24 protein-coding genes are annotated in these 23892 nt (G+C 69.7%); 12 read left to right on the forward strand and 12 right to left on the reverse strand.

Annotated features, from left to right (window positions below; all coding sequences use genetic code 11):
- Nucleotides 1-11 precede the first annotated feature (11 nt).
- From ACZ6YV_RS23890 to ribA, 6 genes are read left to right on the forward strand one after another with little or no spacing between them, the layout of a single operon-like run.
- Nucleotides 12-992, forward strand: coding sequence for a zinc-dependent alcohol dehydrogenase (locus ACZ6YV_RS23890; RefSeq protein WP_465511723.1), 981 nt, complete (start codon nt 12-14; stop codon nt 990-992).
- A gap of 20 nt (nt 993-1012) precedes the next feature.
- Nucleotides 1013-1411: a 6-pyruvoyl trahydropterin synthase family protein gene (locus ACZ6YV_RS23895; protein WP_465511724.1), complete on the forward strand. Its 399-nt coding sequence runs from the start codon at nt 1013-1015 to the stop codon at nt 1409-1411.
- A complete protein-coding gene (locus ACZ6YV_RS23900; RefSeq protein ID WP_465511725.1) occupies nt 1408-2475 on the forward strand; it encodes a glycosyltransferase family 4 protein in 1068 nt (355 codons plus the stop codon). The genes ACZ6YV_RS23895 and ACZ6YV_RS23900 overlap by 4 nt, the downstream gene beginning before the upstream one ends.
- Nucleotides 2472-3290 carry a class I SAM-dependent methyltransferase gene (locus ACZ6YV_RS23905; RefSeq protein ID WP_465511726.1) on the forward strand — a complete coding sequence of 273 codons (819 nt, stop codon included), beginning with the start codon at nt 2472-2474 and terminating at the stop codon, nt 3288-3290. The genes ACZ6YV_RS23900 and ACZ6YV_RS23905 overlap by 4 nt, the downstream gene beginning before the upstream one ends.
- On the forward strand, nt 3287-4273 hold the full coding sequence (locus ACZ6YV_RS23910; RefSeq protein WP_465511727.1) for a lysylphosphatidylglycerol synthase transmembrane domain-containing protein: 987 nt from the start codon (nt 3287-3289) through the stop codon (nt 4271-4273). The genes ACZ6YV_RS23905 and ACZ6YV_RS23910 overlap by 4 nt, the downstream gene beginning before the upstream one ends.
- Nucleotides 4270-4914, forward strand: coding sequence for a GTP cyclohydrolase II (gene ribA, locus ACZ6YV_RS23915; RefSeq protein WP_465511728.1), 645 nt, complete (start codon nt 4270-4272; stop codon nt 4912-4914). The genes ACZ6YV_RS23910 and ribA overlap by 4 nt, the downstream gene beginning before the upstream one ends.
- On the opposite strand, the gene ACZ6YV_RS23920 is transcribed toward ribA, so the two are convergent.
- Nucleotides 4870-5565 carry a creatininase family protein gene (locus tag ACZ6YV_RS23920; RefSeq protein ID WP_465511729.1) on the reverse strand — a complete coding sequence of 232 codons (696 nt, stop codon included), beginning with the start codon at nt 5563-5565 and terminating at the stop codon, nt 4870-4872. The genes ribA and ACZ6YV_RS23920 overlap by 45 nt on opposite strands.
- A gap of 17 nt (nt 5566-5582) precedes the next feature.
- Here ACZ6YV_RS23920 and ACZ6YV_RS23925 point away from each other — a divergent pair, with 17 nt between their 5' ends.
- From ACZ6YV_RS23925 to ACZ6YV_RS23940, 4 genes are all read left to right on the forward strand, one after another.
- Entirely contained in the window at nt 5583-6371 is a 789-nt protein-coding gene (locus ACZ6YV_RS23925) for an inositol monophosphatase family protein (protein WP_465511730.1), read from the forward strand.
- 80 nt (nt 6372-6451) lie between these two features.
- The gene (locus ACZ6YV_RS23930; protein ID WP_465511731.1) at nt 6452-7546 is read left to right on the forward strand and encodes a glycosyltransferase family 4 protein; all 1095 of its coding nucleotides are present in this window, start codon (nt 6452-6454) and stop codon (nt 7544-7546) included.
- A 55-nt stretch (nt 7547-7601) separates the two neighbouring features.
- Entirely contained in the window at nt 7602-8339 is a 738-nt protein-coding gene (locus tag ACZ6YV_RS23935) for an N-acetyltransferase (protein WP_465511732.1), read from the forward strand.
- 79 nt (nt 8340-8418) lie between these two features.
- Nucleotides 8419-9312 carry an NAD(P)-dependent oxidoreductase gene (locus tag ACZ6YV_RS23940; RefSeq protein WP_465511733.1) on the forward strand — a complete coding sequence of 298 codons (894 nt, stop codon included), beginning with the start codon at nt 8419-8421 and terminating at the stop codon, nt 9310-9312.
- 219 nt (nt 9313-9531) lie between these two features.
- On the opposite strand, the gene ACZ6YV_RS23945 is transcribed toward ACZ6YV_RS23940, so the two are convergent.
- The 10 genes from ACZ6YV_RS23945 to ACZ6YV_RS23990 all read right to left on the reverse strand — a co-directional run bounded on the left by ACZ6YV_RS23945 (nt 9532) and on the right by ACZ6YV_RS23990 (nt 21550).
- Nucleotides 9532-10497 carry an LLM class flavin-dependent oxidoreductase gene (locus tag ACZ6YV_RS23945; RefSeq protein WP_465511734.1) on the reverse strand — a complete coding sequence of 322 codons (966 nt, stop codon included), beginning with the start codon at nt 10495-10497 and terminating at the stop codon, nt 9532-9534.
- A 16-nt stretch (nt 10498-10513) separates the two neighbouring features.
- Complete coding sequence (locus tag ACZ6YV_RS23950; protein WP_465511735.1) at nt 10514-12436, reverse strand: GTP-binding protein; 1923 nt, start codon at nt 12434-12436, stop codon at nt 10514-10516.
- A gap of 177 nt (nt 12437-12613) precedes the next feature.
- On the reverse strand, nt 12614-14056 hold the full coding sequence (locus tag ACZ6YV_RS23955) for a glycoside hydrolase family 3 protein (protein ID WP_465511736.1): 1443 nt from the start codon (nt 14054-14056) through the stop codon (nt 12614-12616).
- Nucleotides 14057-14059: 3 nt separating this feature from the next.
- Nucleotides 14060-14890 (reverse strand): carbohydrate ABC transporter permease, encoded by an 831-nt coding sequence (locus tag ACZ6YV_RS23960; RefSeq protein WP_378237444.1) that lies wholly within the window; start codon nt 14888-14890, stop codon nt 14060-14062.
- Nucleotides 14887-15873, reverse strand: coding sequence for a carbohydrate ABC transporter permease (locus ACZ6YV_RS23965; RefSeq protein WP_465511737.1), 987 nt, complete (start codon nt 15871-15873; stop codon nt 14887-14889). Before ACZ6YV_RS23965 ends, ACZ6YV_RS23960 begins: the two co-directional genes overlap by 4 nt.
- Nucleotides 15870-17162: an extracellular solute-binding protein gene (locus tag ACZ6YV_RS23970; protein WP_465511738.1), complete on the reverse strand. Its 1293-nt coding sequence runs from the start codon at nt 17160-17162 to the stop codon at nt 15870-15872. The genes ACZ6YV_RS23965 and ACZ6YV_RS23970 overlap by 4 nt, the downstream gene beginning before the upstream one ends.
- A 298-nt stretch (nt 17163-17460) precedes the next feature.
- Nucleotides 17461-17883, reverse strand: coding sequence for a DoxX family protein (locus ACZ6YV_RS23975; protein ID WP_465511739.1), 423 nt, complete (start codon nt 17881-17883; stop codon nt 17461-17463).
- 307 nt (nt 17884-18190) lie between these two features.
- Nucleotides 18191-18502: a hypothetical protein gene (locus ACZ6YV_RS23980; RefSeq protein WP_465511740.1), complete on the reverse strand. Its 312-nt coding sequence runs from the start codon at nt 18500-18502 to the stop codon at nt 18191-18193.
- Between the two features lie 117 nt (nt 18503-18619).
- A complete protein-coding gene (locus ACZ6YV_RS23985) occupies nt 18620-20674 on the reverse strand; it encodes a hypothetical protein (protein ID WP_465511741.1) in 2055 nt (684 codons plus the stop codon).
- Between the two features lie 78 nt (nt 20675-20752).
- A complete protein-coding gene (locus tag ACZ6YV_RS23990; protein ID WP_465511742.1) occupies nt 20753-21550 on the reverse strand; it encodes a thioesterase family protein in 798 nt (265 codons plus the stop codon).
- A gap of 58 nt (nt 21551-21608) precedes the next feature.
- Between ACZ6YV_RS23990 and ACZ6YV_RS23995 the strand changes: the two genes are divergently transcribed.
- On the forward strand, nt 21609-22304 hold the full coding sequence (locus tag ACZ6YV_RS23995; protein ID WP_465511743.1) for a TetR/AcrR family transcriptional regulator: 696 nt from the start codon (nt 21609-21611) through the stop codon (nt 22302-22304).
- Between the two features lie 9 nt (nt 22305-22313).
- Entirely contained in the window at nt 22314-23519 is a 1206-nt protein-coding gene (locus ACZ6YV_RS24000) for a PP2C family protein-serine/threonine phosphatase (RefSeq protein ID WP_465511744.1), read from the forward strand.
- 1 nt (nt 23520) lies between these two features.
- Here the strand turns inward: ACZ6YV_RS24000 and ACZ6YV_RS24005 are convergent, their stop codons facing one another.
- Nucleotides 23521-23883, reverse strand: a complete 363-nt coding sequence (locus ACZ6YV_RS24005) for a YdeI/OmpD-associated family protein (RefSeq protein WP_465511745.1) — start codon at nt 23881-23883, stop codon at nt 23521-23523.
- Nucleotides 23884-23892 lie beyond the last annotated feature (9 nt).

Consider the following 23892-nt stretch of genomic DNA (forward strand, 5'->3'; position numbering starts at 1 on the left):
GAGAGGACACGATGGAACGCGCCTTCTGGTTCAGTGGTTCCGGCGGCGGTGAGCTCAGGCCGGTCACGCTCCCTCCGATCGGCGACGACGAGGTGCTTGTCCGCACCCTGTGCTCCGGCGTGAGCCGGGGCACCGAGACGCTCGTCTTCCGCGGCGAGGTCCCGGCCAGTCAACGAACGGCCATGCGCGCGCCGTTCCAGGAGGGTGACTTCCCGGGGCCCGTGAAGTACGGCTACCTCAATGTCGGCGTGGTCGAACGTGGTCCGGAGGATCTCGTCGGGCAAGTCGTTTTCTGCCTTTATCCACACCAGACGCGTTACGTCGTCCCGGCGTCGGCCGTCACGCCGGTGCCGCACGGCGTGCCGCCGGAACGCGCGATCCTCGCCGGGACGATCGAAACAGCGGTCAACGCCGTGTGGGACGCGGCGCCGAAGCTCGGCGACCGGATCGCCGTGGTCGGCGCCGGCATGGTCGGCAGCAGCGTGGCGAAACTGCTGGCGGGCTTCCCGGCGACCCGCGTGCAGCTGATCGACGTCGACCCGGAGCGCGCGAAGGTCGCCGAAGCGCTCGGAGTCGACTTCTCGACACCGGAGGACGCGCTGGGCGACTGCGACCTCGTCGTGCACGCCAGCGCGAGCGAAGCGGGGCTCGCGCGTTCGCTGGAACTGCTCGCGCCGGAGGGCGAGGTCATCGAGCTGAGCTGGTACGGCGACCGCCGGATCAGCGTCCCGCTCGGCGAGAACTTCCACTCACGACGGCTGACGATCCGCGGCAGCCAGGTCGGCATGGTCTCGCCCGCGCGCCGCACGAACCGAAGCTATCGCGACCGCTTGGCTCTCTCTTTGCAAATTTTGTCGGACCCCGTCTTTAGTGTGCTGGTCAGCGGGGAATGCAGGTTCCATGAACTACCGGACGTCCTGCCGCGTCTGGCCGCGAATGAACCAGGAACGCTCTGCCTCCGTGTCACCTATCAGATGGAGGACACGCGTTAGGGCACGACCCGGGAGGTCCGTTGTTCAGTATCACCGTCCGAGACCACGTCATGGTGGCCCACAGCTTCCGCGGCGAGGTCTTCGGGCCAGCGCAGAAACTGCACGGCGCGACCTTCGTGGTGGACGCGACGTTCCGCCGGGCCGCGCTGGACGCCGACAACATCGTCGTCGACATCGGCAAGGCGACCGAAGAGCTCAAAGCGGCGCTCGCCGACCTGAACTACCGCAACCTCGACGACGTGCCCGAGTTCGCCGGGATCAACACCTCGACCGAGTTCCTCGCCAAGGTGATCACCGACAGGCTCGCCGAACGCGTCCACACGGGAGCGCTCGGCGAAGGGGCGCGCGGGCTCGAGGGGATCACCGTCTCGCTGCACGAATCCCATGTCGCGTGGGCGAGTTACGAGCGTGCGCTGTGAACGGCCTCCCGGTCGTCCTGCCCGGTGACATCGACGACCCGAGCGCCCCCAGCGGCGGGAACGTCTACGACAGACGGCTGTGCGACGGCCTCGTCGCGGCGGGTGTGGAGGTCCACGAGATCGCCGTGCGCGGGAACTGGCCGCGGCCCGACACCGAAGCGCGCAAGGTGCTGGAGCGCAAGCTCGCCGGCCTGCCCACCGGCGCGACGGTCCTGCTCGACGGACTGGTGGCCTGCGGAGTGCCCGAGGTGATCGTGCCCGCGGCGCAGCGGTTGTCGATCGCGGTGCTGGTGCACCTCCCGCTGGCCGACGAGACGGGACTTTCGCCCTCTCTCGCCGCCGACCTCGACAGGCGGGAGCGGGAGACGCTCGGCGCTGTCGAGGCCGTGGTCGTGACCAGCGACTGGGCGGCGCGGCGGCTGATCGAGCACCACGATCTCGCCCCGCATCGCGTGCGCGTGGTGCCGCCCGGAGTCGACAGGGCCGAACTCGCTTCCGGGAGTCCGGACGGGACGCACCTGGTCTGTGTCGCCAACGTGACGCCACGCAAGGGCCAAGGCCTGCTCGCGGACGCGCTGAAGTCGCTCACGGATCTCCCGTGGAGCTGTGAATGCGTCGGCGCCATCCGCCGCGAGACCCGCTACGTCGAACGCCTGCGGCGGCACACTCTCGGCGATCGATTCACGCTCGCCGGTCCCCGGTCCGGCGAAGCACTCGAAGCGACGTACGCGGCCGCAGACCTCCTCGTGCTGCCTTCGCGCGCGGAGACCTACGGCATGGTCGTCACCGAGGCGCTCGCTCGCGGCATTCCCGTGCTGGTGACCGCCGTCGACGCCCTGCCGGACACGCTCGGCCAGTCTCCTGACGGCAGTGTGCCCGGGCTGCTCGTCCCGGGTGAGGACGTCAACGCACTGGCCACGGCCCTTCGCCGCTGGCTCACCGAGCCTGAACTGCGTGACCGGCTTCGCGCCTCCGCACGCCTTCGCCGCGAGATGCTGACCGGCTGGGACGCGACGGCCCGCGGCATCGCCGCCGTACTGCTGAGCGAAAGGACGGCGGCATGACCAAGTTCGCCCCGAGCTGGCTTCAGTTGCGGGAAGACGCCGACGCCGCCGCCCGCGCGACCGAGCTGATCGAGCCGGTGCGCACGTTCCTGCGGGGACAGGACGAAGTCGTCGTCCGGGACCTCGGCTGCGGCACCGGATCGCTCGGCCGCTGGCTCGCCCGGCGGCTGCCCGGACGGCAGCGCTGGATCCTGCACGACCGCGACACCGATCTGCTCACTCACGCGCTGGCCCGCACCAGCCGTCCGGAGCACGCTTTGGACGGCAGCGAGGTCACCGTCGTCACCGAACAGCGTGACATCATCGAACTGCGCGCCGAAGACCTCGCCGGGACCTCGCTCGTGGCGGCGTCGGCGCTGCTCGACCTGCTCACCGCCGAGGAGATGTCCCGCCTGGCCGAGGCCTGTGTCGAGGCCCGATGCGCGGTCCTGTTCACGTTGAGCGTTTCGGGCCGGGTCGTGCTGGCGCCCCAGGACAAGTTCGACGTCGAGATCTCCGACGCCTTCAACGCGCACCAGCGCCGGGTGACCAACGGCCGGTGGCTGCTCGGCCCGGACGCGGTGGACGTCGCGGCCGGTGTCTTCGAACGGCTCGGCGCCACCGTGCGGCGCGCCCCGAGCCCGTGGCTGCTCGGGGCGGATCAGGCCGCGCTGACCGCGGAATGGCTCACCGGCTGGGTCGGCGCCGCCTGCGAGCAGTGCCCGGAGCTTTCGGCCGACGGTGACGTCTACCTGCGGTGGCGGCTCGCGCAGTGCGCGGCGGGCGAGCTGAACGCGACGATCCAGCACGAAGACCTCCTGGTGGTGCCGTCGTGAAGCGCTTCTGGCCTTGGCTGCGGATCCTCGGCGCGCTCGGCATCCTCGGGGTGCTCGTCTGGCAGCTGGGCACGAGGGCGTTCCTGGACGGACTGCGCGAAGTCGACGCGGGCGGTGTCGCCGCCGCACTCGGGATCGGTTTCGCCACCACGGTTTTCAGCGCCTGGCGCTGGTGCCTGGTCGCGCGGCGGCTCAGTCTGGAGCTGTCGTTGCCCAGCGCCGTCGGCCAGTACTACCGCGCGCTGTTCCTCAACGGTGTCCTGCCGGCGGGCGTGCTCGGCGACGTCGATCGCGCCGTACAGCACGGCCGCGGCGCCGGTGACGTCCTGCGCGGCGTCCGCGCGGTGGTGCTGGAGCGGACGGCCGGGCAGATCGTGGTGATCGGCGCGTCGGTCGCCGTCGTGCTCAGCACGCCTTCCGTGGTGCCGCCGCCGATCGACGGGGTCGTCACGGGCGCCGGGATCGTGGTCGTCGTGCTCGCTTTCGCGGCTGTCGTCACCGGGATGACGGCGGGGAAACACTGGATCCACAGTGGATCGAAGTGGCGGCGCGGGTTCGCCGTCACCCTCGCCGACGTCCGGCTGGGTCTGCTGACCAAGGAGACCTGGCCCGGCGTGAGCCTGCTTTCGGTGGCCACCCTGGCCGGGCACCTCACCCTGTTCGTCGTCGCCGCGCGAGCGGCCGGGGTCACCGCGCCGGTCGGGGAACTGCTACCGCTGATGATCCTCGCCCTGCTCGCGATGGGGCTGCCGCTGAACATCGGCGGCTGGGGCCCGCGCGAAGGCGTGTGCGCGCTGCTGTTCGGCGCGGCGGGCCTCGGTTCGGCGCAGGGCGTCACCGTGGCCGTCGTCTACGGCGTGCTCGCGCTCGTCTCCAGCCTTCCCGGCGCCGTCGTGCTGCTCGCCGGCTCCCTCAAGACCCGTACAACTGCCGCACCGCGCAGCGCGGCGAGGACACCCGTAAAGACAGGAGACACGCGATGACCGTCGAGAGAGTCGTAGAGACCAGGCTGCCGACCCACTACGGCGTCTTCCGCGCGTACGGATACCTGGACGCCGACGGCACCGAGCAGATGGCGCTGGTGCACGGCGACATCGCGGGCTTCGACACGCTGGCGCGGGTCCATTCGGAATGCCTGACCGGCGACGTCTTCAGCTCGATGCACTGCGAATGCGGAGACCAGCTGGCCGCGGCCTTGCGGGCGATCGTCGAGGAGGGCGCCGGGGTTCTCGTGTACGCCCAGGGACACGAAGGACGCGGCATCGGCCTGCTCGCGAAACTGAAGGCGATGCGGCTACAGGACGAAGGGCTCGACACCGTCGAGGCCAACATCGCGCTCGGGCTGCCGGTGGACGCGCGCGACTACCGGGCGGCGGCGGCGATCCTGACCGACCTCGGGGTGCGTTCGGTGCGGCTGCTGTCCAACAACCCGACGAAGGTCCACCAGCTGAAGCTGCACGGCGTGCGGATCAGCGAGCGGGTGCCGCTGCTGGTGACGCCGAACGACGAGAACCTGCGGTACCTGCGGACGAAACAGGAGCGGATGCACCACTTCCTGCCGCATCTGGACGTGATCGACTCAAGCGAGCACCGCCAGGGTCTTCCTGAAGCTCTCCACCAGTGACTCCAGCACCAGCCGCCCCTTCTCCGCGGTCGCCAGCGAAGGCCGTCCCACCACACCGGACTCCGAGTACGGCCGAAGCCCGACGGTGAGCAGGTGCCGCCTGTCGTCGGCCAGGTGGTCCGCCTCCTCGAAACCGGGCCGGACGAGCGACGGATGGGCGTGCAGCAAAAGGGAAGTCTCCAGTTCCCCGGCGTGCATGTCGCTGTCCAGCGACGTCTCCAGCCCGGCCGCGTCGTGCGCCGCCTGCCAGCCTTCGACACCGGGGAAGAGCGCCATCGGCGACGCCGACTCCTGGACCACATTGGACAGCACGTAGTTGCCGCCGTGCGCGTTCACCAGCACCAGTTTCGGCACCCCGGACCGGCGCAGCGACGCGGCGACGTCGTTCACCACGGCGTACAGCGTCGCGGCCGAGATGCTGACCGTCCCCGCCCAGTCCGCGTGTTCGTGCGAGCAGCCGATCGTGACCGGCGGGAGCCGCAGCACCGGATACGCCGAGGCGAGCGCGTCGGCGATCGTCGTCGCGATCACCGCGTCGGTGGCGAGCGGGAGATGCGCGCCGTGCTGTTCGAAACTGCCGACAGGCAGCACCGCGACGTCGGCGCCCCGGGCACGTTCGTCGGCCGTCGTGGCCGTCGGAAACAGGTTCACCGGGCTACGGTACCCAGATGACCGACCACGCCGCATTGTTGTCCGTCGCCCGCGAGGCCGTCGCCAAGGCGACTGGGATCATCCACTCGATGACGTCGTTTTCCGTTGCCGCCAAGGGTGATCGCGACATGGTGACCGACGTCGACCTCGCCGTCGAGGACGCCGTCCGCGAATTCCTGGCGCGCGAGACCCCGGAGATCGGCATCCTCGGCGAGGAACGCGGGCACGAGGGAAACAAGGACCTGTGGTGGGCGCTCGACCCGGTCGACGGCACGGCCAACTTCGCGCGCGGCATCCCGCTGTGCGGTGTTTCGCTCGGCCTCGTCGACGGCCTGAAGAGCACGGTCGCGGCGATCTCCCTGCCCTTCCTCGATGTCACCTACACCGCTGTCGAAGGCCAGGGGGCGTACGCGGGCGAAGAGCGTCTCGAAGCTTCGAAAGCGACGGAACTGTCCGACGCGATCGTGAGCATCGGCGACTTCGCGGTCGGTGAGGGCGCGGAGGTCAAGAACCGGGTCCGGATGGCGTTGCTGGCCGAACTCGGCGGCCGTGTGCAGCGGGTCCGCTTCCTCGGCTCCGCGGCGATCGACCTGGCCTGGGTCGCGCACGGCAAACTCGACGCGAGCGTCATCCTCGCCAACAAACCGTGGGACACGATGGCGGGGGTCCTGCTGGTGCGCGAGGCCGGGGGACTGGTCGTCGACACCGCCGGCGGCGATCACACGGTGCGCTCGGCGGCCACCATCGCGGTCGGCGCCGGACTGCGCGACGACATCGTGGCGGCGATCGCCCGCGTCGGCGGGTGAAAAGTTTGTCACCCACGAGATGAACCGGGCGGGCGCCGGATCCGTGTCCCCTGGTAAGGCGCCCGCATCTGGAGGTAACCGTGTTCACCTCGAATGTCCGCGTGACCGAACCGGTCGTCTTCGTCCTGCCGGGGGACGCCGAGGACACCAGCGGTGAGTACGACCGCCGCATGTGCCAGAACCTCCCGGCCACCGGTCTCCCCCTGCTCGAACTGCCGATCGCCGGTACCTGGCCGATGCCGGGGCCGTTGTCCCGGTCGAGACTGGCCCGTTCGCTCGCCGCGCTGCCCGACCACACCGTCGTCCTGATCGACGGCACGGTCGCCTGCGGGGTCCCGGAGATCGTGGTCCCGCACACCCGGCGGCTGCGGCTGGCCGTCTTGGTCCACCAGCCGCTCGCCGAAGACCCCGCGCTCGACCCGGCGCAGGCCGCCGAACTCGACGCGTGCGAACGGGAGACCCTGCGGCTGGCGGGCATGGTCGTGGCGACCGGGCCGTGGCTCGCGCGGCAGCTGATCGACAGGCACGACCTTGATCCCACCCGCGTCTACGTCGCGACACCCGGCACGGACGCGGCCCCGCTCGCCGCCGGCGCCGACGGCGTCTCCCGGCTGCTCTGTCTCGCCCCGATGACCGCGCGCCACGGCCAGGACGTGCTCATCCGGGCGCTCTCGACGGTCGACGAACTGGCGTTCAAATGCGTGTTCGCCGGGGCGACGCACCACGATCCCGCCTACGTCGACGAACTGCGCTGGACGGTCGAACGGCTCGGGCTCGGTTCCCGCATCAGCCTCATCCGGCCGCCGGAAGACCTCGACCTGGTCTACGACGGCGCGGATCTGCTCGTCCTGCCCACTCGCGGCGGTACGTCCGGACTGGTCGTCGCCGAGGCGCTGGCGCGCGGGATCCCCGTGGTGACCACCGATACCGCCGGCGCGCACGACGCGCTCGGCACGGCGCCCGGCGGCGGTGTCCCCGGCATGCTGGTGCCGCCGAACAACCCGGCGGCGCTCGCGACGGCGTTGCTGCGCTGGTCGCTCGACGCCGAACTCCGCCATTCGCTGCGGACGTCGGCGCTCGCGCGGAGCAGTGCCCTGGAGGAATGGGACGTGGCCGCGGGCAGGCTCACCGACGTTCTTTCCCGGCTGCAGACCACGCCGCGCCAGCTCGCTTGATCATCGCCCGGAAGCAGCTATCGCCGGTGATGATCGGCTCGGTTGACTTGGCGGCATGCGAATCGTCGATCTTGCGTCCCGTCCCGATCTTCTCGATCCAGCGCTGAATCTCGGCGACGTCGGCGGTGAGTTCATCTACGCCGGGTTCAGCGGCAAGATGATCACCCCGGAACGGTTCCTGCGGCACTGGGCCCGGTACTTCCTGATCGCGCTGGACGACGACGGCGTGCCGATCGCGCGGGCGCTGTCGGTTCCGCTGACCTACCCCGCCGAAGACCGCCCGGAGCTGCCGGAACACGGCTGGGACGAGGCGATCCAGTGGGCCGCGCAGGACCTCATGGACGGCCGCGCGCCGGACACGCTGTGCGCGCTCGAAGTCGTCGTGGCGCCGCACCTGCGGGGGACCGGCCTGTCCACGCCGATGCTGAAGGCGCTGAAGGCGCGCGCGGCCGAGACGGGGCTGAAGCGGCTGATCGTCTCGGTGCGCCCGATCGGAAAGGAGGACGAGCCGGACGTGCCCATGGAGTCCTACGCCGTCCGGCGCCGCGAAGACGGGCTGCTCGCCGACCGCTGGCTGCGTACTCACGAACGGCTGGGCGCGCGACTGATCAAGGTCTGCCCGTTCGCCGTGACCATTTCGGGCTCGATCGCGGACTGGCGGAAGTGGGCCGGTGTCGAACTCGCCGACGGCGACAACGTGATCCCCGGCGGGATCGCGCCGGTGCACGCGAACGTCGAGCGGGACTGCGGGGTCTACGTGGAGGCGAACGTGTGGATGGAGCACCCGTTCTGATCGAGCCGTTCCTCGCGAATTCCGGCGGGATCGTCTCAAGGGCCACGCCGTCGCCCGGCCGTGCCGCACAGTGGATCCCATGGACATCTCGCGAGTCGGTTTCGCCGGACTGGGCAGCATGGGCGAGCCGATGGCACTGAACCTGGGGCGGGCCGGGATCCCGTTGCTCGTGTGGAATCGCACCCAGGGTAAGGCGGACCGGGTGGCCGAGGCCGTCGACGACGTGGCCGAACTCTTCGCACGGTGCGAAGTCGTGATCCTGATGCTCAAGGACGCGGCCGCCGTCGACGCCGTCCTCGACCGCGGTGGGCCCGCGTTCGCCGGGCGGGTGGCCGGTCGCACGATCGTCCACATGGGGACGACGGCCCCCGGCCATTCCCGTGCGCTGGAGTCCGAGCTGGTGGCGGCCGGGGCGAGGTACGTCGAAGCACCGGTTTCCGGCTCACGGGTCCCGGCCGAGGCCGGTGAGCTGGTCGCCATGCTCGCGGGCGACCCCGGCGCGATCGAGGACGTCCGGGAGCTGTTCGGGCCGTTGTGCCGGGAAACCGTGGACTGCGGGCCGGTGCCCAACGGGCTCCTGATGAAGCTCGCGGTCAACGTGCACCTCACCGCGGTCGTGACGAGCCTGGCCGAGACCGTGCACTTCGCCCGCGGGCACGGACTCGACCTCGGCCTGCTCGCCGGGGTGCTCGGGGCGGGACAGCTGGCCAGCCCGATCCTGCGGGTCAAGGCACCGAAGCTGGCCGACGAGGATTTCGCGCCGCAGGCGTCGATCGCGAACGTCCTGGCCAACGTCGAGCTGATCGCGGCGGCGGCCGAGGACGCGGGCCTCACGCTGCCGCTGATCGACGCCGCCCGCGCCCTCTACGCCGAGACGGCGCGGCTCGGTTTCGGCGCGGAGGACATGGTCGCCGTCGTCAAGGCACTCGAAGCCCGGCCCAGCCCCGCGTGCTCGAAGCCGGAACTCGCGTGATCAGACCCGGAACTCGCGTGCTCGAAGCCGGAACTCGCGTGCTTGGAGGCGGAACTCGCGTGCTTGAGGCCGGAACTCGCCGCACATCCGAGTGCGGCGTCCAGTCACGTGAGTTCCGGCCCCAGTCACGTGAGTTCCGGCCCCAATCACGCGAGTCACGTTCCCAATCACGCGAGTCACGCCTTCGGGCACCGCGAACGGGCTCGTCTTGTCTCGCGGTCAGCCGCGCAGGGCCGCGGCGATCCGGCCCGCCGCGGCGAAGGACTCCTCCTCCGGCTCGCCGAGCAAGGGGAGCAGGATGACGGATTCGGTCCCGGCCGCGTACAGCGCGCGGATCCGCTCGACACACTGGTCGAGCGTGCCGCTGACGCTCAGCCTGTCGATCCATTCCGGACGCAGGCGCCGGGCCAGCTCCACCCGGTCGTCACCCGCGGCGGCGACCTCGGCCAGCAGTTCGGCGCCGAAGTCCAGCGGCTTCAGTGCCGGGCCGGAGTCCGGCCCGATCGCGGACGCGACGTCGGCCCGCACCCGCTCGCGGGCCCGCTCGGGGTCGTCGTCGAGGGCCAGCCAGTTGTAGGCGGCGATCGTGTGGCTCTCGACGCCGATGAGGTCCCGCGTCGCGCGGACGTACTCCGGTGTCGCCGGTTCGGCCAGGAGTGTCCCGTCGGCCGCCCGGCCCGCCGCCGCGAGGGACTTCGGGCCGCGGACGCCGGCGATGAGCTTCGGCGGGACCGCGGGCGGGAACTCCAGTTCGACCTCGTCGAGCCGGACATGCTTGCCCTCGAAGGAAACGCGCTCACCCGCGAGCAGCCGCCGGATGACCGTCAGCGTCTCCTCGAACGCGGCCAGCGCCGAGGGCGGCCACGCGTCGATCTGCCGCATCCAGCTCGGCACACCGTGTCCGAATCCGGCGATGAGGCGCCCCGGGTGCAGCTCCGCCAGCGCCGCGATCTCCATCGCCGCGATGGCCGGGTTCCTGGCCACGGCGGGCATGATGCCGATGCCGACGGTGATCTTCTCGGTCGCCGCCAGCACCGTCGCCGCCGTGGCGATCCCGCCCGCGTAGAAGCAGTCTTCGACGATCCAGACCTCGTCGAGCCCCTCTTGCTCCGCACAGCGGGCCAGCGCTGTCAGCCGGGAGGCGGGCAGTTCGCGCGGGATCCTGACCCCGAGCCGTGAAACCATGACGTTCTCCGTTCCTTCATACGCGCCGCAGCACGCGTAACAGATATTCCTTGCGGTCCAACGGATTGTGGTCGGTCCTCGATCGTGACGGCGCTGCTCCCCGGACGGGCCGGTAGCCATGGAAAGCGGTCTCCAGCGTGCCTTCTCCCCGGGTCGCCGAGGGCAGGAGCTGGTGCACCTCATGGATTTTCGCGGCCGGGATCTCGCCGTCGAGTTCCGCTGTCCCGCCATTCGTGAGCGCCGCATTCGGGACGGCACGCGCGTGCGCCAGCAGCGCGGTAACCGGGCCGAGCGTGTCGGCCGGGGCCTGGAGGGTGAACCGGTGCATCGGCTCGTGCACGGTCGTCCCGGCCTCGCGCAGTGCCGCCATCAGCACCAGCGGGGTCAGGGCGCGAAAGTCGCCCGCGGTGCTGGACATACTCTTGTCGAAGGTGCCGTGGGCGTGGCTTTGTCTGGCGTGGTAGCCGGAACGTGTCATCGTCACCACACAGTCGAGCACCTCCCAGCCGTGGACGCCTTCGCGCAGCGTCTCCTTCACCGTGTCCTCCACGGCCTTGACGAAGGAGTACGGCATCGAGCCGAGTTCGACCTCCAGCCGGAACGAGATCCCGCTCCCTGGCGGCCCTGGCTCGACGCGCAGCCCGACAGTCGCCAGAAAGGGATTGGGCGCCTTGTCGATGAGTTCGGCGGCCGATCCGGTGCCGGAGACGTGTTCGACGCAGATCGTGGTCGTCTCGCTGAACGCGACATCGATGCCGTACTCGTCCGCGAGCGTCGCCTGAATGACTTCCTTCTGCACTTCTCCGTACAGCGAAACGGAAGTCTCCTGCCGGACCTCGTCGTGCCGCAGGCCGATCAGCGGATCTTGTTCGGTCAGCCGGGTGAGCGCCTGGTGCAGGGGACCGCGATCGGCCGGGTGTACCGGGGAGACCACGGTTTCCAGCGTCGGCGGCGAGAACAAGGCCCGGGGCACGTCCTCGGGCCGGGTCCCGAGGACGTCGCCGATCCGGACGTCGAGCCCCGACAGCTTCGCGATCTGCCCGGCCTCGGCCGTTCCCGACGGGACGGCCGAGCCGTTGGCGAACACGCTGATCGCGGTGACCTTACCTTCGCCGTCACCGAGCGGGACCTTGTCGCGGACGGCGACGCTGCCGGAGAACAGTCGTACGTAAGCGATCTTTTCGCCGCCCGGAGCGCGCTCGACCTTGAACACCGTGCCGGACAGGGGTCCATCGACGTCGTTTTCCTTGGCGGGCAACAGGTTCTCGATGCCGTCGCGGAGTGCGTCGATACCGGCGCCGGTGATCGCCGATCCGAAGTAGACCGGATAGGCGAGCCCTTCGGACACCTTCGCGGCGAACTCGGCATGGAGCCGTGACGGCGTGAACTCGTCCGGGTCGGTGAGATACCCGGTCAGGAAGTCCTCGTCGAGTGCCGCCAGCAGGTCGACCACCCGGTCAGGTGGCATGGGGTCCATCGCGACGACCGAGGGCGTGAGTCTTTCGGCTATTTCCCGGAACACGCGGTCCGGGTCGGCGCCACGGCGGTCCAGTTTGTTCACGAACAGCAGCACCGGGAGGCCCAGCCGTCGCAGGGTTCGCATCAGGACGCGGGTCTGCGCCTGGACGCCTTCGACCGCCGACAGCACCAGGACGGCGCCGTCGAGCACACCGAGCGCGCGTTCGACCTCGGCGATGAAATCGGGGTGACCGGGGGTGTCGATCAGGTTGACGGTGACGTCGCCGACGGAGAACGACACCACGGCCGCCTTGATGGTGATGCCGCGGGCGCGTTCGAGCGCCAGCGTGTCCGTCTGGGTGCTGCCGTCATCGACGCTGCCCAGCTCGCCGATGATCCCGGCGGTGTGCAACAGCCGCTCTGTCAGGCTCGTCTTCCCGGCGTCAACATGCGCCAGGATCCCCAGGTTGAGGGTCTTCACGAGGTGTCTTGTCCTTGAGGTAGGCGGAAATTACCCGTGGGAAGGACGCGGACACCGGCAAGACGATCATCTCCTAGGTCCAGTCGACTACAGCACTCTCGCGTCAGTGCCGCAACTGAAATACGTGAAGGCCCCCTTCATTGCGTCTAGCGCGATGAAGGGGGCCTTCACGTACTTTCAGGCCAGGTATTCCGCGGCGGCGCGGAGGCTGACGTAGGACCCGCTGAACGTGTCGATCCGCGGGCCCTCGGTGTCCGGGCCCGGTGCGCCGGTCTCGACGCGGATGTAGTCCACGCCCGACTCCCGGAGCCAGCTCAGGAACTCGCGGACCTCGGGGTGCCGGTGCGCCTCACGCGTCACGACGACGAGGTCGCGCGCGCCCTGGGCGGCTTCGATCGCGGTCGCGATCCCGTCCGCGCCGACCTTGACCGCGCGGGTGCCGGGCACGAGTTCGGTCAGATGCGAGCCGAGCCCCCACGGCATCGGACCGGCCGCGATGATCGGCTCGGTCTCGATGTCGATCACCAGCGGCGGCCCGTCCAGCTTCGGTGTGCCCTGGATCCGCAGCGCCTTGCGCGCCGCCTCCAGGCCGAGCCGGTGGTCGACCGGCGAGATCGGCGTCGACGCCGGGGGAGTGCCCAGCGCGGCGACCCGCTCCGACGCCTCGGCCAGCCGCTCCAGCGGCAGCTCACCGGACTTGACCGCGGCCGCGATGACCGCGGCGATCTGGTTCAGCTCGTCCTCTTCGAACGACACACCGCCGAGGCAGAGCGCGTCGGCACCGGCGATCAACGCCTTCACCGACGCCCGGCCGACGCCCTCGGTCTTGCCGAGTTCGCCCGCGATGGCACCCATGTCGAGCGCGTCGGTGATCACCGCGCCGGTGAAGCCGAGTTCACCGCGCAGGACGTCGGTGAGCGCCTTCGGGTTGAGCGTGGCCGGCAGGTCACCCCAGGCGCGCACGACGAGGTGCCCGGTCATCACCGCGCGCACCCCCGCCGCGATCGCCGCCTTGAACGGGACGAGTTCGATCTCGTGCAGTTCCGCTTCGGTTCTCGGCAGCACCGGCAGCGCGTGGTGCGAATCGTCGGTCGCCGCCCCGTGCCCGGGGAAGTGCTTGGCCGACGCGGCCACGCCGTACTTCTGCATCCCGGTGATGTACGCCGCGACGTGCGGCGACGCCTTCACCGGGTCCGAACCGAACGCCCGGACCCCGATGGAGGGATCCTCCGCCGCCAGGGTCAGGTCCGCGCACGGGGCGAAGTTGATCGTCACCCCGCAGGCGGCCAGCCGTTCACCGAGCGACGCGGCGACCGACGCCGTCAGCTCGACGTCGTCCGCGGCGCCGAGTGCGAGTGGCCCCGGGATGAACGAGCCGGTGGCGACGTCGAGCCGGGTGACGTCACCGCCCTCTTCGTCGATGCCGATGAGCACGCCGGGCCGTTCCGCCCGCAGCTGCGCGCTGAGCGCGGCCACCTGCTCGTCGTCGACCACGTTGCGGCCGAACAGGATCACGCCGCCGAGACCGTCGGCCACCTTGCGGCGCAGCCAATCCGGAGCGGTGGTGCCGTCGAAGCCCGATACGAGAACGGATGCGGCGAGCTTTTCCGGTGAAGACAAGGATTACCCCTTCACTGCGCCTGCGGTCAGATTGGACACGAGCTTGCGCTGAACGAGAATGAAGAACACCAGTGCGGGCACGGCGTAGATGACCGACGCCGCCATGATCCCGCCCCAGTCCACGGAGAACGCCGTGCGGAACGAGGACAGCCACACCGGCAGTGTCTGCTTGTTCTGGTCGCGCATGAACACGAACGCGAACAGGAACTCGTTCCACGCGGTGATGAAGCTGAACACCGACGTGGTCACCAGTCCCGGCGCGAGCAGCGGCAGCGTGACCCGGCGGAAGGCACCCGCCCGGCTGCAGCCGTCGATCATCGCGGCCTCTTCGAGGTCGTACGGGATGCCGTTGACGAAGCCGTAGAGCATCCAGCACGTGAAGGGCAGCGTCGCGGCGAAGTACACCAGCAGCAGCGAAGGCAGCTGGTTGAGCAGCCCGGCGTCGCGCATCAGCAGGTACATCGGGATCAGCAGCGCCTCGAACGGGGCGAGCTGGGCGATCAGCACCAGCAACAGGAAGCCCTTGCGACCGCGGAAACGCATGCGGGACAAGGGAACCGCCGCCAGCACACCCGCGACGAGCGAGCACAGCACCGCGCCGAGCGTGACGATCAGGCTGTTGGCGAGGTACGTGGTGAACCCGGGCTTGGTCAGCGCCGAGACGAAGTTGTCGAGCGTCGCCGCGGACGGGATCAGGTCGTAGTCCGGGGACAGGACCTGGCCCGGCGTCTTCAGCGAGGACGTGATCATCCAGTACGTCGGGAAGACGAACAGGAGGGCCACGACCACGCCGAACGCGCCGAGGCCGATCCGCTGTGTCAGGGACTTCTTCATGACAGGTCGGCCTCCTTCGTGCGCACCAGCAGCTGGACGTACCGGGCGGTGAGCAGGATCAGCACGAGCATCATCAGCAGGGCGGCGGTCGCCGCGAGGCCGAAGTGGTTGCCCGCGAGGCCCTTGAGGTACATGTAGACCGGCAGCGTCGTGCTGGCGCCGTCCGGCCCGCCTTGGCGGATCGCCCAGACCTGGGCGAACAACTTGAAGTCCCACAGGACCGACAGGAACGTGACCATGGTCAGGATCGGCCGGATCGCCGGCCAGCTGACCGCCCAGAACGCCTGCCAGCCGTTGGCGCCGTCGATGCCCGCGGCCTCGTACTGCTCCTTCGGGACGCCGAGGAGCCCGGCGTAGAGCGTGAACGCCACGAACGGCACCGCCTGCCACACGACCAGCAGGCCGATGACGGTCAGGGTGCTCGGGCCGGTGGAGAACCAGGAATGCCCGATGAAGCCCTCGAAACCGAGTTTCGCGAGCGTCTTGTTCAGGATCCCGTACTGCTGGTCGAAGATCCACTGGAAGACCGTGGTCGTCGCGACCACCGGCGTCGCCCACGCGAGGATCAGCGCGACCTGCAGGATCACCCGGACCACCGGGTTGAGGTGTCGCATCAGCAGCGCCATGAACAGCGCGAGCAGCAGGGTGATGATCACGACCGAGGCGGTGAACACCAGGGTGCGGACCGTGATCTCCCAGAATTCGGGGTCGGAAAGGATCGCGGAGAAGTTCTCGAACCCGACCCAGACCATGTCTCCGGAGACCAGCTCACGGAGGTCGAGCTTGCGGAAACTGATCCCGATCAGCTGCATCGTCGGCCAGCCCAGCAGGACCAGGATCGCGACCAGCGCCGGAAGGATCAGCAGGTACGGCGCCGTCCGTTCGCCGAGACGGAGACGCCGATTGGACTTCGGGGGCTTGATGCGCGGCGAAGCCGGCGGGGTGGCCCCCGCCGGCGTCGTCACATCTTTGGTCGTGGTCATCCGCCGATGAGCTTGTCGAGCGCTGCGTTGGCGTCGGCGGTCGCCTGGTCGAGCGTCTTCGTTCCGGTCAGGTAGGCGGTCAGCATGTCCTTGATCGGGTTCTGACCGGACTCGACGTCACCCCACTTGGGGCTGGTCGGGACGGCACGGCCGTTCTTGGAAGCCTCGGCCATGACCTTGGTGAGCGGGTTCGCGTCGAGCGCGGACACGTCGGTCGAGGTACCGGGGACGTAACCGGCCTTGGCCAGCTCGGTCTGGTACTTCGGGGTGGAGAACAGCTTGACGTAGTCCTTGGCCGCGGCCGCGTTCTTGCTGTTGGCCGGGATGACCAGGTTCGAACCACCGAGGAAGACCGGGGCCGACTTGTCGGCGGCCTTGCCCGGGATCGCGAAGGCGCCCGACTTCTCCTTGATCGTCGGGTCGGTCTTCGCCGCGGTGTCGGCCTCACCCGGGACACCGATCATCATCGCGACCTTGCCCGCGCCGTAGATGCCGGCCTGCTGCGGGGTGGCCTCGTCGGCGTCCTTCGGGGCCTTGGTGCCCGAAGCGTCGGTGAGCTGCTTGTAGAACTCGAGCCCGGCCTTGGCCTGCGCGGAGTCCAGGGTCGCCTTGAAGGACTTCCCGTTGGCCTGCGCGATGTCGCCGCCCTCGTCCCAGATGAACGACAGCAGCTCGTACCAGTTCTGGCCCGGCTGGTAGAGGGCCTGGAACTCGGGGTCGCTGCCGAACTTGGCCTTGAGCTTGGTGATCGCGTCGAGCCACTCCGCGCGCGTCTTCGGCGTCGCGGTGATGCCCGCCTGCTCGAACATGTCCTTGCGGTAGATGACCTCACGGTTGGCCGCGTAGAACGGGACACCGTAGGTCTTGCCGTCGAACTCGCCCGAAGCCTTGAGGCCCTGCAGCCACTGCGCGCCGTTGAAGTCGCCCACGCTCGAGGTGAGGTCGGCGAGCACGCCCTGGTTCGCGAACGCGGGGGTCTGGGTGTTGCCCAGCTCGATCACGTCCGGCGGGTTGTCACTGGCCAGCGCGGTGGTCAGCTTCTGCTGGATGCCGTTCCACTGCTGGATCTCGTACTTGACCTTGACGCCGGGGTGCGCGTCTTCGAATTCCTTGTGGAGCGAGTTCGTCAGAGATTCCGGGGCGGTCCCGGTCATGAGCCAGACCGTGAGCGAGCCGTTCGAGGCCGGAGCGCTCGAATTCGTGCTGTCGCCACTGCCGGAACCGGCGCAGCCCGCCGTCGCGAGGGTGATGGCGGCGGCGCCCGCAGCCATCTTGAGCCAGCGCTTCACTCGTGCCGTCCTTTCGATGCCCGGCCACTGTGCCGGGCTCCCACAAAATGGTGTAGACCAATGTCGGCAGCGTGGTACGTACCACTCCGACTGTCAAGCGGGTGGCCGGTTCGTTGTAAACGAGCCGCAATCTTTCACCTTGAGTGAGCGGATGATCACGCTCATGTGGATATTTCGCGGTCCACGTCAGACGCTTGCCAGGCGCGCTGACATGCGGTTTCTAGTTGACTGTTCCGGTGATCGGTGCATTCGGACGGTCATCGTTGCGCCGATCGGTGCAACGGGGCCTCGCGTTCGGCTAGCGGTAGTCCTCGTCGTCTTCGGGAGGCTCGATGCCGAAGAGCGCGCGGGTCTGATCTTGGAGGAACCACGCCAGCGTCGCGGTGAAGATCAGCAGGATCAGCGGGAGGACCGGGCCGCCGTTGGTCAGGATGAACAGTTCGGTGACGCTCGCGCCCACCATGACGCCCGCCAGCAGCAGCGCCGACGGCCCGCCGAAACGGGGGACGAGCAGCCCGATCGCGCCGCCGACCTCGAGGACGCCGGTGACGTACCGCAGCCACTGTCCGAGGCCGATCTCGGCGAAGGTCTGTTCGGTGTGGCCGCCCGCGAACAGCAGGTAGCCGCTGTAGAGGAACTCGGCGGCAAGCGCGACGCGCACGACCCACAGCGCGATCAAGCCGATGGGCAGGCTTCGGATACCGCTGGTTCCTCCGGACATGGCACGGATCCTTCTCCGGCCCGCGAGGGGTGGCAAGGCCGCGTTCAGAGGGCTGCTTGCGAGGATGGCCCGCGGGCGGTGCCAGGGTGGCGGTGAGGCGTCGGTACCGGTGGTCGTGAGTGGCGATTCGGGTTATTGAGGGGTAGGGCAAACGTGTCGTGGTCGCGCCCCCTGCCCCCCCTGCCGCCACCCCCCTGAAGTACGTGATGGCCCCCTTCATTGCGCTAGGCGCAATGAAGGGGGCCATCACGTACTGGGGAAGGTGTGAAGGTCGAGTTTCCTCGGCTGAGCCGAGGGGCAGGAGCCTTCATGGACCTGCCACCCGGCTCGCGTCGTGCACGTACCGGACGTGCCGGATGCCCCCGCCGAGCCGGGACGCGGCTTCGACGAAGATGTCGTCGATCTGGCTGGTGAAGGTCTGGAACTGGCCGACGAGCTGCCCGTACCGATCCGCCTGCGTGTTTCCGCGGACGTAAAGCGCCTGAACGCGTTTTCCGCTGACGCCGTCACCGTCGCAGACCGCCGAGGCCGGAGCCGCGGTCGCGACGGGGGCAGGCAAGGAAATGACGCCGAGCGCCAACACCGCGCCCGCCACGAGTCTGAGGAATCTTCTGGTCATGCCGAACCGCCTTTTCATCGCGGGGGATGAGGCATCCGGATGCAGTGAAGAGGTCTGGACCGGCAGGAATCATAAGCAGCTCAAGGTGGGCATGTCACTGACAGAACAGGACACACGTCACTTTTGTTCACCGAGGAGTATCTGTTCGAGCAACAGGTCGACATCGCGGGCGGACTCGGCTTCGCCTATCCGGTGGAAGGTTTCGGCGGCGCGGAGCGCGCGGCGGGCGGCTTCCCGGATCCGGCCCGCGGCGCTGAGCACGTGGGCGGCCACGTGATCGAGCTGCGCGACGAGATGCTCCCTGGCGGGAGCGGTTTCGGTTTCCACGGCGTGCACGGCGGTTTCCGCGGCGTCGAGTGCGGTCAGCGCCGCGTCGAGGTCGCCGGACCGCAGCCGGGAAAGCGTCGCGGCGTTGCGGCAGGTGGCGGCCACGTAGCCGCCGCCGATCGCCACGGCCGCGTCGGCGGCCCGCGCGTAGAAGTCGGCGGCGTTCGCGCCGTAGCCGAGCAGATCCAGTTGTTCGGCGGCGGCCATGCTCACCGAGATGTAGGAGTGCCCGGTGTCGCCCGACTCCTCGAGGATTTCGGCGAGGACGGCGTATTCGTTGAAGGCGCGCGAAGATTCGCCGAGCGCGCGGTAGCTGTCGGCGTACATCCACCGGCAGCGGTGCCCCCAGTCCGGTAGTCCGGCGAGCAGGTCGATGGTGCGGGGCGCGACGTCGAGCACCTCGTCGTAGCGGCCGGCGCCGTGCAGCGCGGTGACGAGGACGTACCAGTGTTCCGCGGTGTCCTTGCCTTTCGACACGGCGACTCCGAGGGACGCGTAGGCGTCTTCGACGGCTTCGGCGAACCGGCCGGTGCCGATCAGGGACAGCGCCCGGAGATGACGGAGATGCCCGCGCAACCGTTCCGGACCGCCGACGGGCAGCGTCGACAGCAGGTGCTCCACGAAGACGTCCAATTCGTCGAGCGATCCCGTGCGCTCATAGGCGATCCGGACCTGTTCGACAGCCTCGACTGCTTTCTCGCCGACGTTTCCGACGATGAAGGCGTCCGTCGCCGCCTGCGCGCGTTCCAGTGTGGTCAACGGATCTTCGCCGTCGCCGTTCCGCAGCGACGCCTCCAGACACAGAAGAGTGCCGTGCAGCAAGGGATCGCCCGCTTCACGAGCTCGTTCGGCTCCCCTTTGCAAGGCCTCGTACGCCTCGGGAGTGCGGCCCTGTCCGGAAAGCACGTGTGCCAGCCAGTATTCGCCCCAGCAGGCCGCGCTGTCGTCGGCCCCGGCCCGCAACCGCGCCGCGGCCACCGTCGTCAGCGCGACCCCGGTCTCGGCCTGGTCGTCGAAGACGAGCCACAGGCCGAGCCAGCATTGGTTGAGGAGGAACCGGACTTCGTCGCCGTGCCGCCGGAACCCGGTGGCCGCGCGGCGCAGCCGTTCCTCGGTGTCGCCGTCCTGGAAGAAGATCGCGCGCAATTCGGCCAGCCGCGGGGCGATCCCGTCCGGGATGGTGCCGATCGCGGCGAGGCAGGCCCGCGCCTCGTCGGGCTCGCAGCGGTGGTTGTGGATTTCGGCACGGGTGACGAGTTCCTCCGCCGACAGGCCCGGCGGAGGCAGGATCGGGACCCGGGGAAGCGCGGAAGGCAGGAGCGGGACGAATTCCGCGACCGGGTTCGCGGCCATCTTCCGTTCGACGTGCGCGGTGAAGTACCCGTGGGGATCGCGCTCGTCGAGCTCCTCCGCCTCGACCAGCGCCGCCGCCCGCATCCGCCGGTGGAGCAGCTTCAGGGAAAGCCCGTCGTACGGACCGTCGAGGACGAACGGGATCTCGCCGTATCCGGTTTCTGTCAACCGCCGGGTGAGCAGCGCCGCCGAAGCGAAGAACTCCAGCCTGCCGACGGCTTCCGAGTGGTCGCCGACACCGTCCAAAAGCGACAGAAGATCGAGACCGGTGTGCTCGTTGCCGGTGAGCGCGCAGAACTCCAGCCGCGAAGCGTGGTCGCCGTAGCGGTCCGGGGCTCCGGACGAGGCCCTGGTCACCCACCGATAGGTCGACGCGGCTTCGGCGTGCTTGCCCGCGGCCGCCAGCGGCACCAGGGTCCGGCAGAGCCGGGTGATCTCGGCCCCGTCCCCGTCGGAGCCGTCCGCGTCCGCGCGGCGTGGTTCCACTTCCATGGTCCTGCCCCCAGAACAATGACGTCGACGCCGGATCTTAACGCCCGGAGTTCCGTCATGGCCCCGCTTTCGGGTGGTTCAGGGGACCCGGACGGCCGCAATCTGGGTGGCTTGCCCGATCAACCTGTTCTTTTCGTCCCAAAGCTCCGCGACCTCGTCCATCCGGTCGCCGCCGACCTCGCCGGCCCGCATCCGCACCCGGACCGGGCCCGGGGCCGGGAGTCCGCGCAGGTACGCGGTGAACTGGACGGTCGGCGCCCAGCCCGCGATGCCGAGGTCGTAGGAGATCGGGGGGACCGGGTCGAGCGCCACGAGCAGGCTCGCCGGGTCCCAGTCGGTGCCGTCGGCGAGCCGAAGCCAGGACGAGATGACACCTTTTCGGGACGGCTGTCCCACCGCGAAGCCCGCCGCGGCCGGGTCGATCCGCTGCTCGACGACGTCCATCAGGCCGATGCGGAAGCCGCCACCGCCGTCGGCGGGCACGGGCAGGCAGTCCTGCTCCGGCGGGATCTCGACCGGGTCCACTCCGGACCACCACGCGTCGCCTTCGGCCAGGACGCCCTGGGTGATCAGGGCCTCGGTGCAGGGCACGCCGTTCTGGCTCAGTCGCGCGCGCAGCTGGGACAGGCCGCGGCCTTCGCGCAGCACCTCGACCTCGACGACCGCGGGACCGGGTTCCGGCGCCACCGAGAACGAGCCGCTGATCGCGGTCAGATGCGGATGCGAGGAGACCTCTGCGGAGGCCCTGGCGAGCACGGCGAGCAGGTAGCCGCCGTGCAGCTTCGTGCCGATCGTCCACTGTGGATCAAGCTCGGTGTCGAATACCTGGCCGTCGCCCCGGCGGAGAAGGGCGGTCGCGGTCCGGAAGTGCGCCATGCCTCAAGCTGACATCGTCAAGTTGACGGTGTCAAGTCAAAGCTGGCAGCATCACGGCATGGGCGCGAAGCGGACGAAGGCGCGGCCGGGCGAAGGGGAGAAGCTGCGGGGCGAGATCCTGTCCGCCGCCGATGCCCTGCTCGGCGAGGCGGGGGACGACGAGGCGCTGACGCTGCGCGCCGTCGCGCGGCGGACCGGCGTCTCCACTCCGTCGGTTTACGCGCACTTCCCGAGCCGCGACGCTTTGCTGGAGGCCGTCTGTCTTCGGGTGTGGGACGAGCTCGCGCACCGGATGCGCGATCACGCCGCCGGGGTCGCCGACCCCATGCGCGCGCTCAGCCGCTGCGCGCGGGTGTACGCCAGGTTCGCCCTGGACCATCCGGTGCAGTACCGGGTACTCCTGATGCGCCCGTCCGCCGGTTCGTCTCCCGGCGCGGTCGCCTGTTTCCGGCATCTCGCGGACGCGACGGCCGCGTGCGTGCGCGCGGGCATCCTGCGCGGCGAACCGGAGGTCCTCGCGATGGGGCTCTGGTCGGCGATGCACGGCTGCGTGAGCCTGCTGATCGCCCAGCCGGGGTTCGACTGGCCGGAGGAACCCGAGGCGCTGATCGACACCGTCATCCGGATGGCCGGGCTCGGCACGGCGCTCGCCTGCCGGGTCCCGCGGGACGCGATCCCGCCGAGCGCCGAACTGGCCGCCGACCTGGATGAAATGGCGGCGGGCTGGGAGACGTCACACGATCGGACTGGTTAGGCTCAGCGCATGTCCGGGACATCGACGGCCGACGAACGGCTCCAGGTGCTCGAAGCCATCACCGACACCGCGCTGGGGCACCTCGGTCAAGACGTGGTGATGGCGAAGATCCTCGCCAGGGTGCGCGACGTGCTCGGGGTCGACACGGCCACGGTGCTGCGGCACGACCCGGACGCGCAACTGCTGCAGGCCATCGCCGCTTCCGGCATCGAGGAAGAGGTCTTCCAGGACGTCCGGATCGCCGTCGGCGCGGGCTTCGCGGGCCGGGTGGCCGCGGACCGGCGCCCGGTGATCCTCGACCACGTCGACGAGACCACCGTGGTCAACGCGCTCCTGCGGGAACGCGGGCTCCGCAGCCTGCTCGGCGTGCCGATGGTGGCCGGGGACGAGCTGATCGGCGTGCTGCACGTCGGGTCCGTCACGCCGCGCGAGTTCCCCGAAGCCGACGTCGAACTGCTGCGGCTGGTCGCCGCGCGGCTCGCGCTGGCGCTGCAGATCGACAACTCCACCACCGACCGCGCGGCCGCGGCGGCGCTGCAGCGGAGTCTGCTGCCGGGACGGCTGCCCGACATCGCCGGGATGAGGTTCTCCGCGCGCTACGTGCCGGGTACCGAACCCGGGGTCGGCGGTGACTGGTACGACCTGTTCCGATTGCCGGGCGACCGCCTCGGCATCGTGATGGGCGACGTCGCCGGGCACGGCCTCAACGCCGCCGTGATCATGGGGCGGATGCGCAGCGCGCTTCGCGCCTACGCGCTCGAATCGGACGACCCGGCGGAAGTCCTGTCCAAACTGGACCGGAAGGTCCAGCATTTCGAACCGGGGTCACTGGCCACCGTCGTGTACGGCCTGGTGCCCGCTTCACGGGACCGCGTGGCGATTTCGCTGGCGGGCCACCTGCCGCCGGTGCTCGCGGCGCCCGGTCGGCCGTCGGTGTTCGTCGACGTCCCGGTCGACCCGCCCATCGGGGTCACCGTGCCGAGGCGGCGAAGAACGGTGGTCGAACTGCCGCTCGGCGGCGTGCTCGCCTTCTACACCGATGGTCTGGTGGAGCGCCGGGAGCAGCTGATCGACATCGGCCTGCAGCGGCTGGCCGGAGTGGTCACCCCTGACCAGCCCGGCGTGGTGTGCGCGCGGGTGATGGCCGCGCTCGTCGGCGCGACGCCGGCGCAGGACGACATCGCCCTCCTCGTGGCACGGCGCGAACCGAACTGAGTCACCCTTCCGGATCCCAGCGGCCCTTCTCCTTCGCCGAGTCGATCGCCGCCTGACCCCGCTCGGTCATCAGCCCCTCGGCGATCAGGCGTGCGGCCCGCTCGCGGTTGATCCGGCTCCACGAACTCCGCGGGCGGCGCGGGGTGAACCGCAGCCGGGAACTGGTGGCGTCGTTCTTGCGGTGCAGCCCGTCGATCCAGCCGAAGCACAGGGCCTGCTCCATCGCCTCGTGGATGCGGACGCTCGCGATCCCGCTGCCCTTGTGCCGGATGACCAGCCAGACCTCTTTCTCGGTACCGGCGTTCTCGGCCAGCCAGGCACGCCACTCGGCAGGGGTGGCGGCGGTGAAGGTGGGCTCGTCCATGACCGGGTT

It is taken from the genome of Amycolatopsis sp. NPDC102522, from assembly GCF_055584485.1.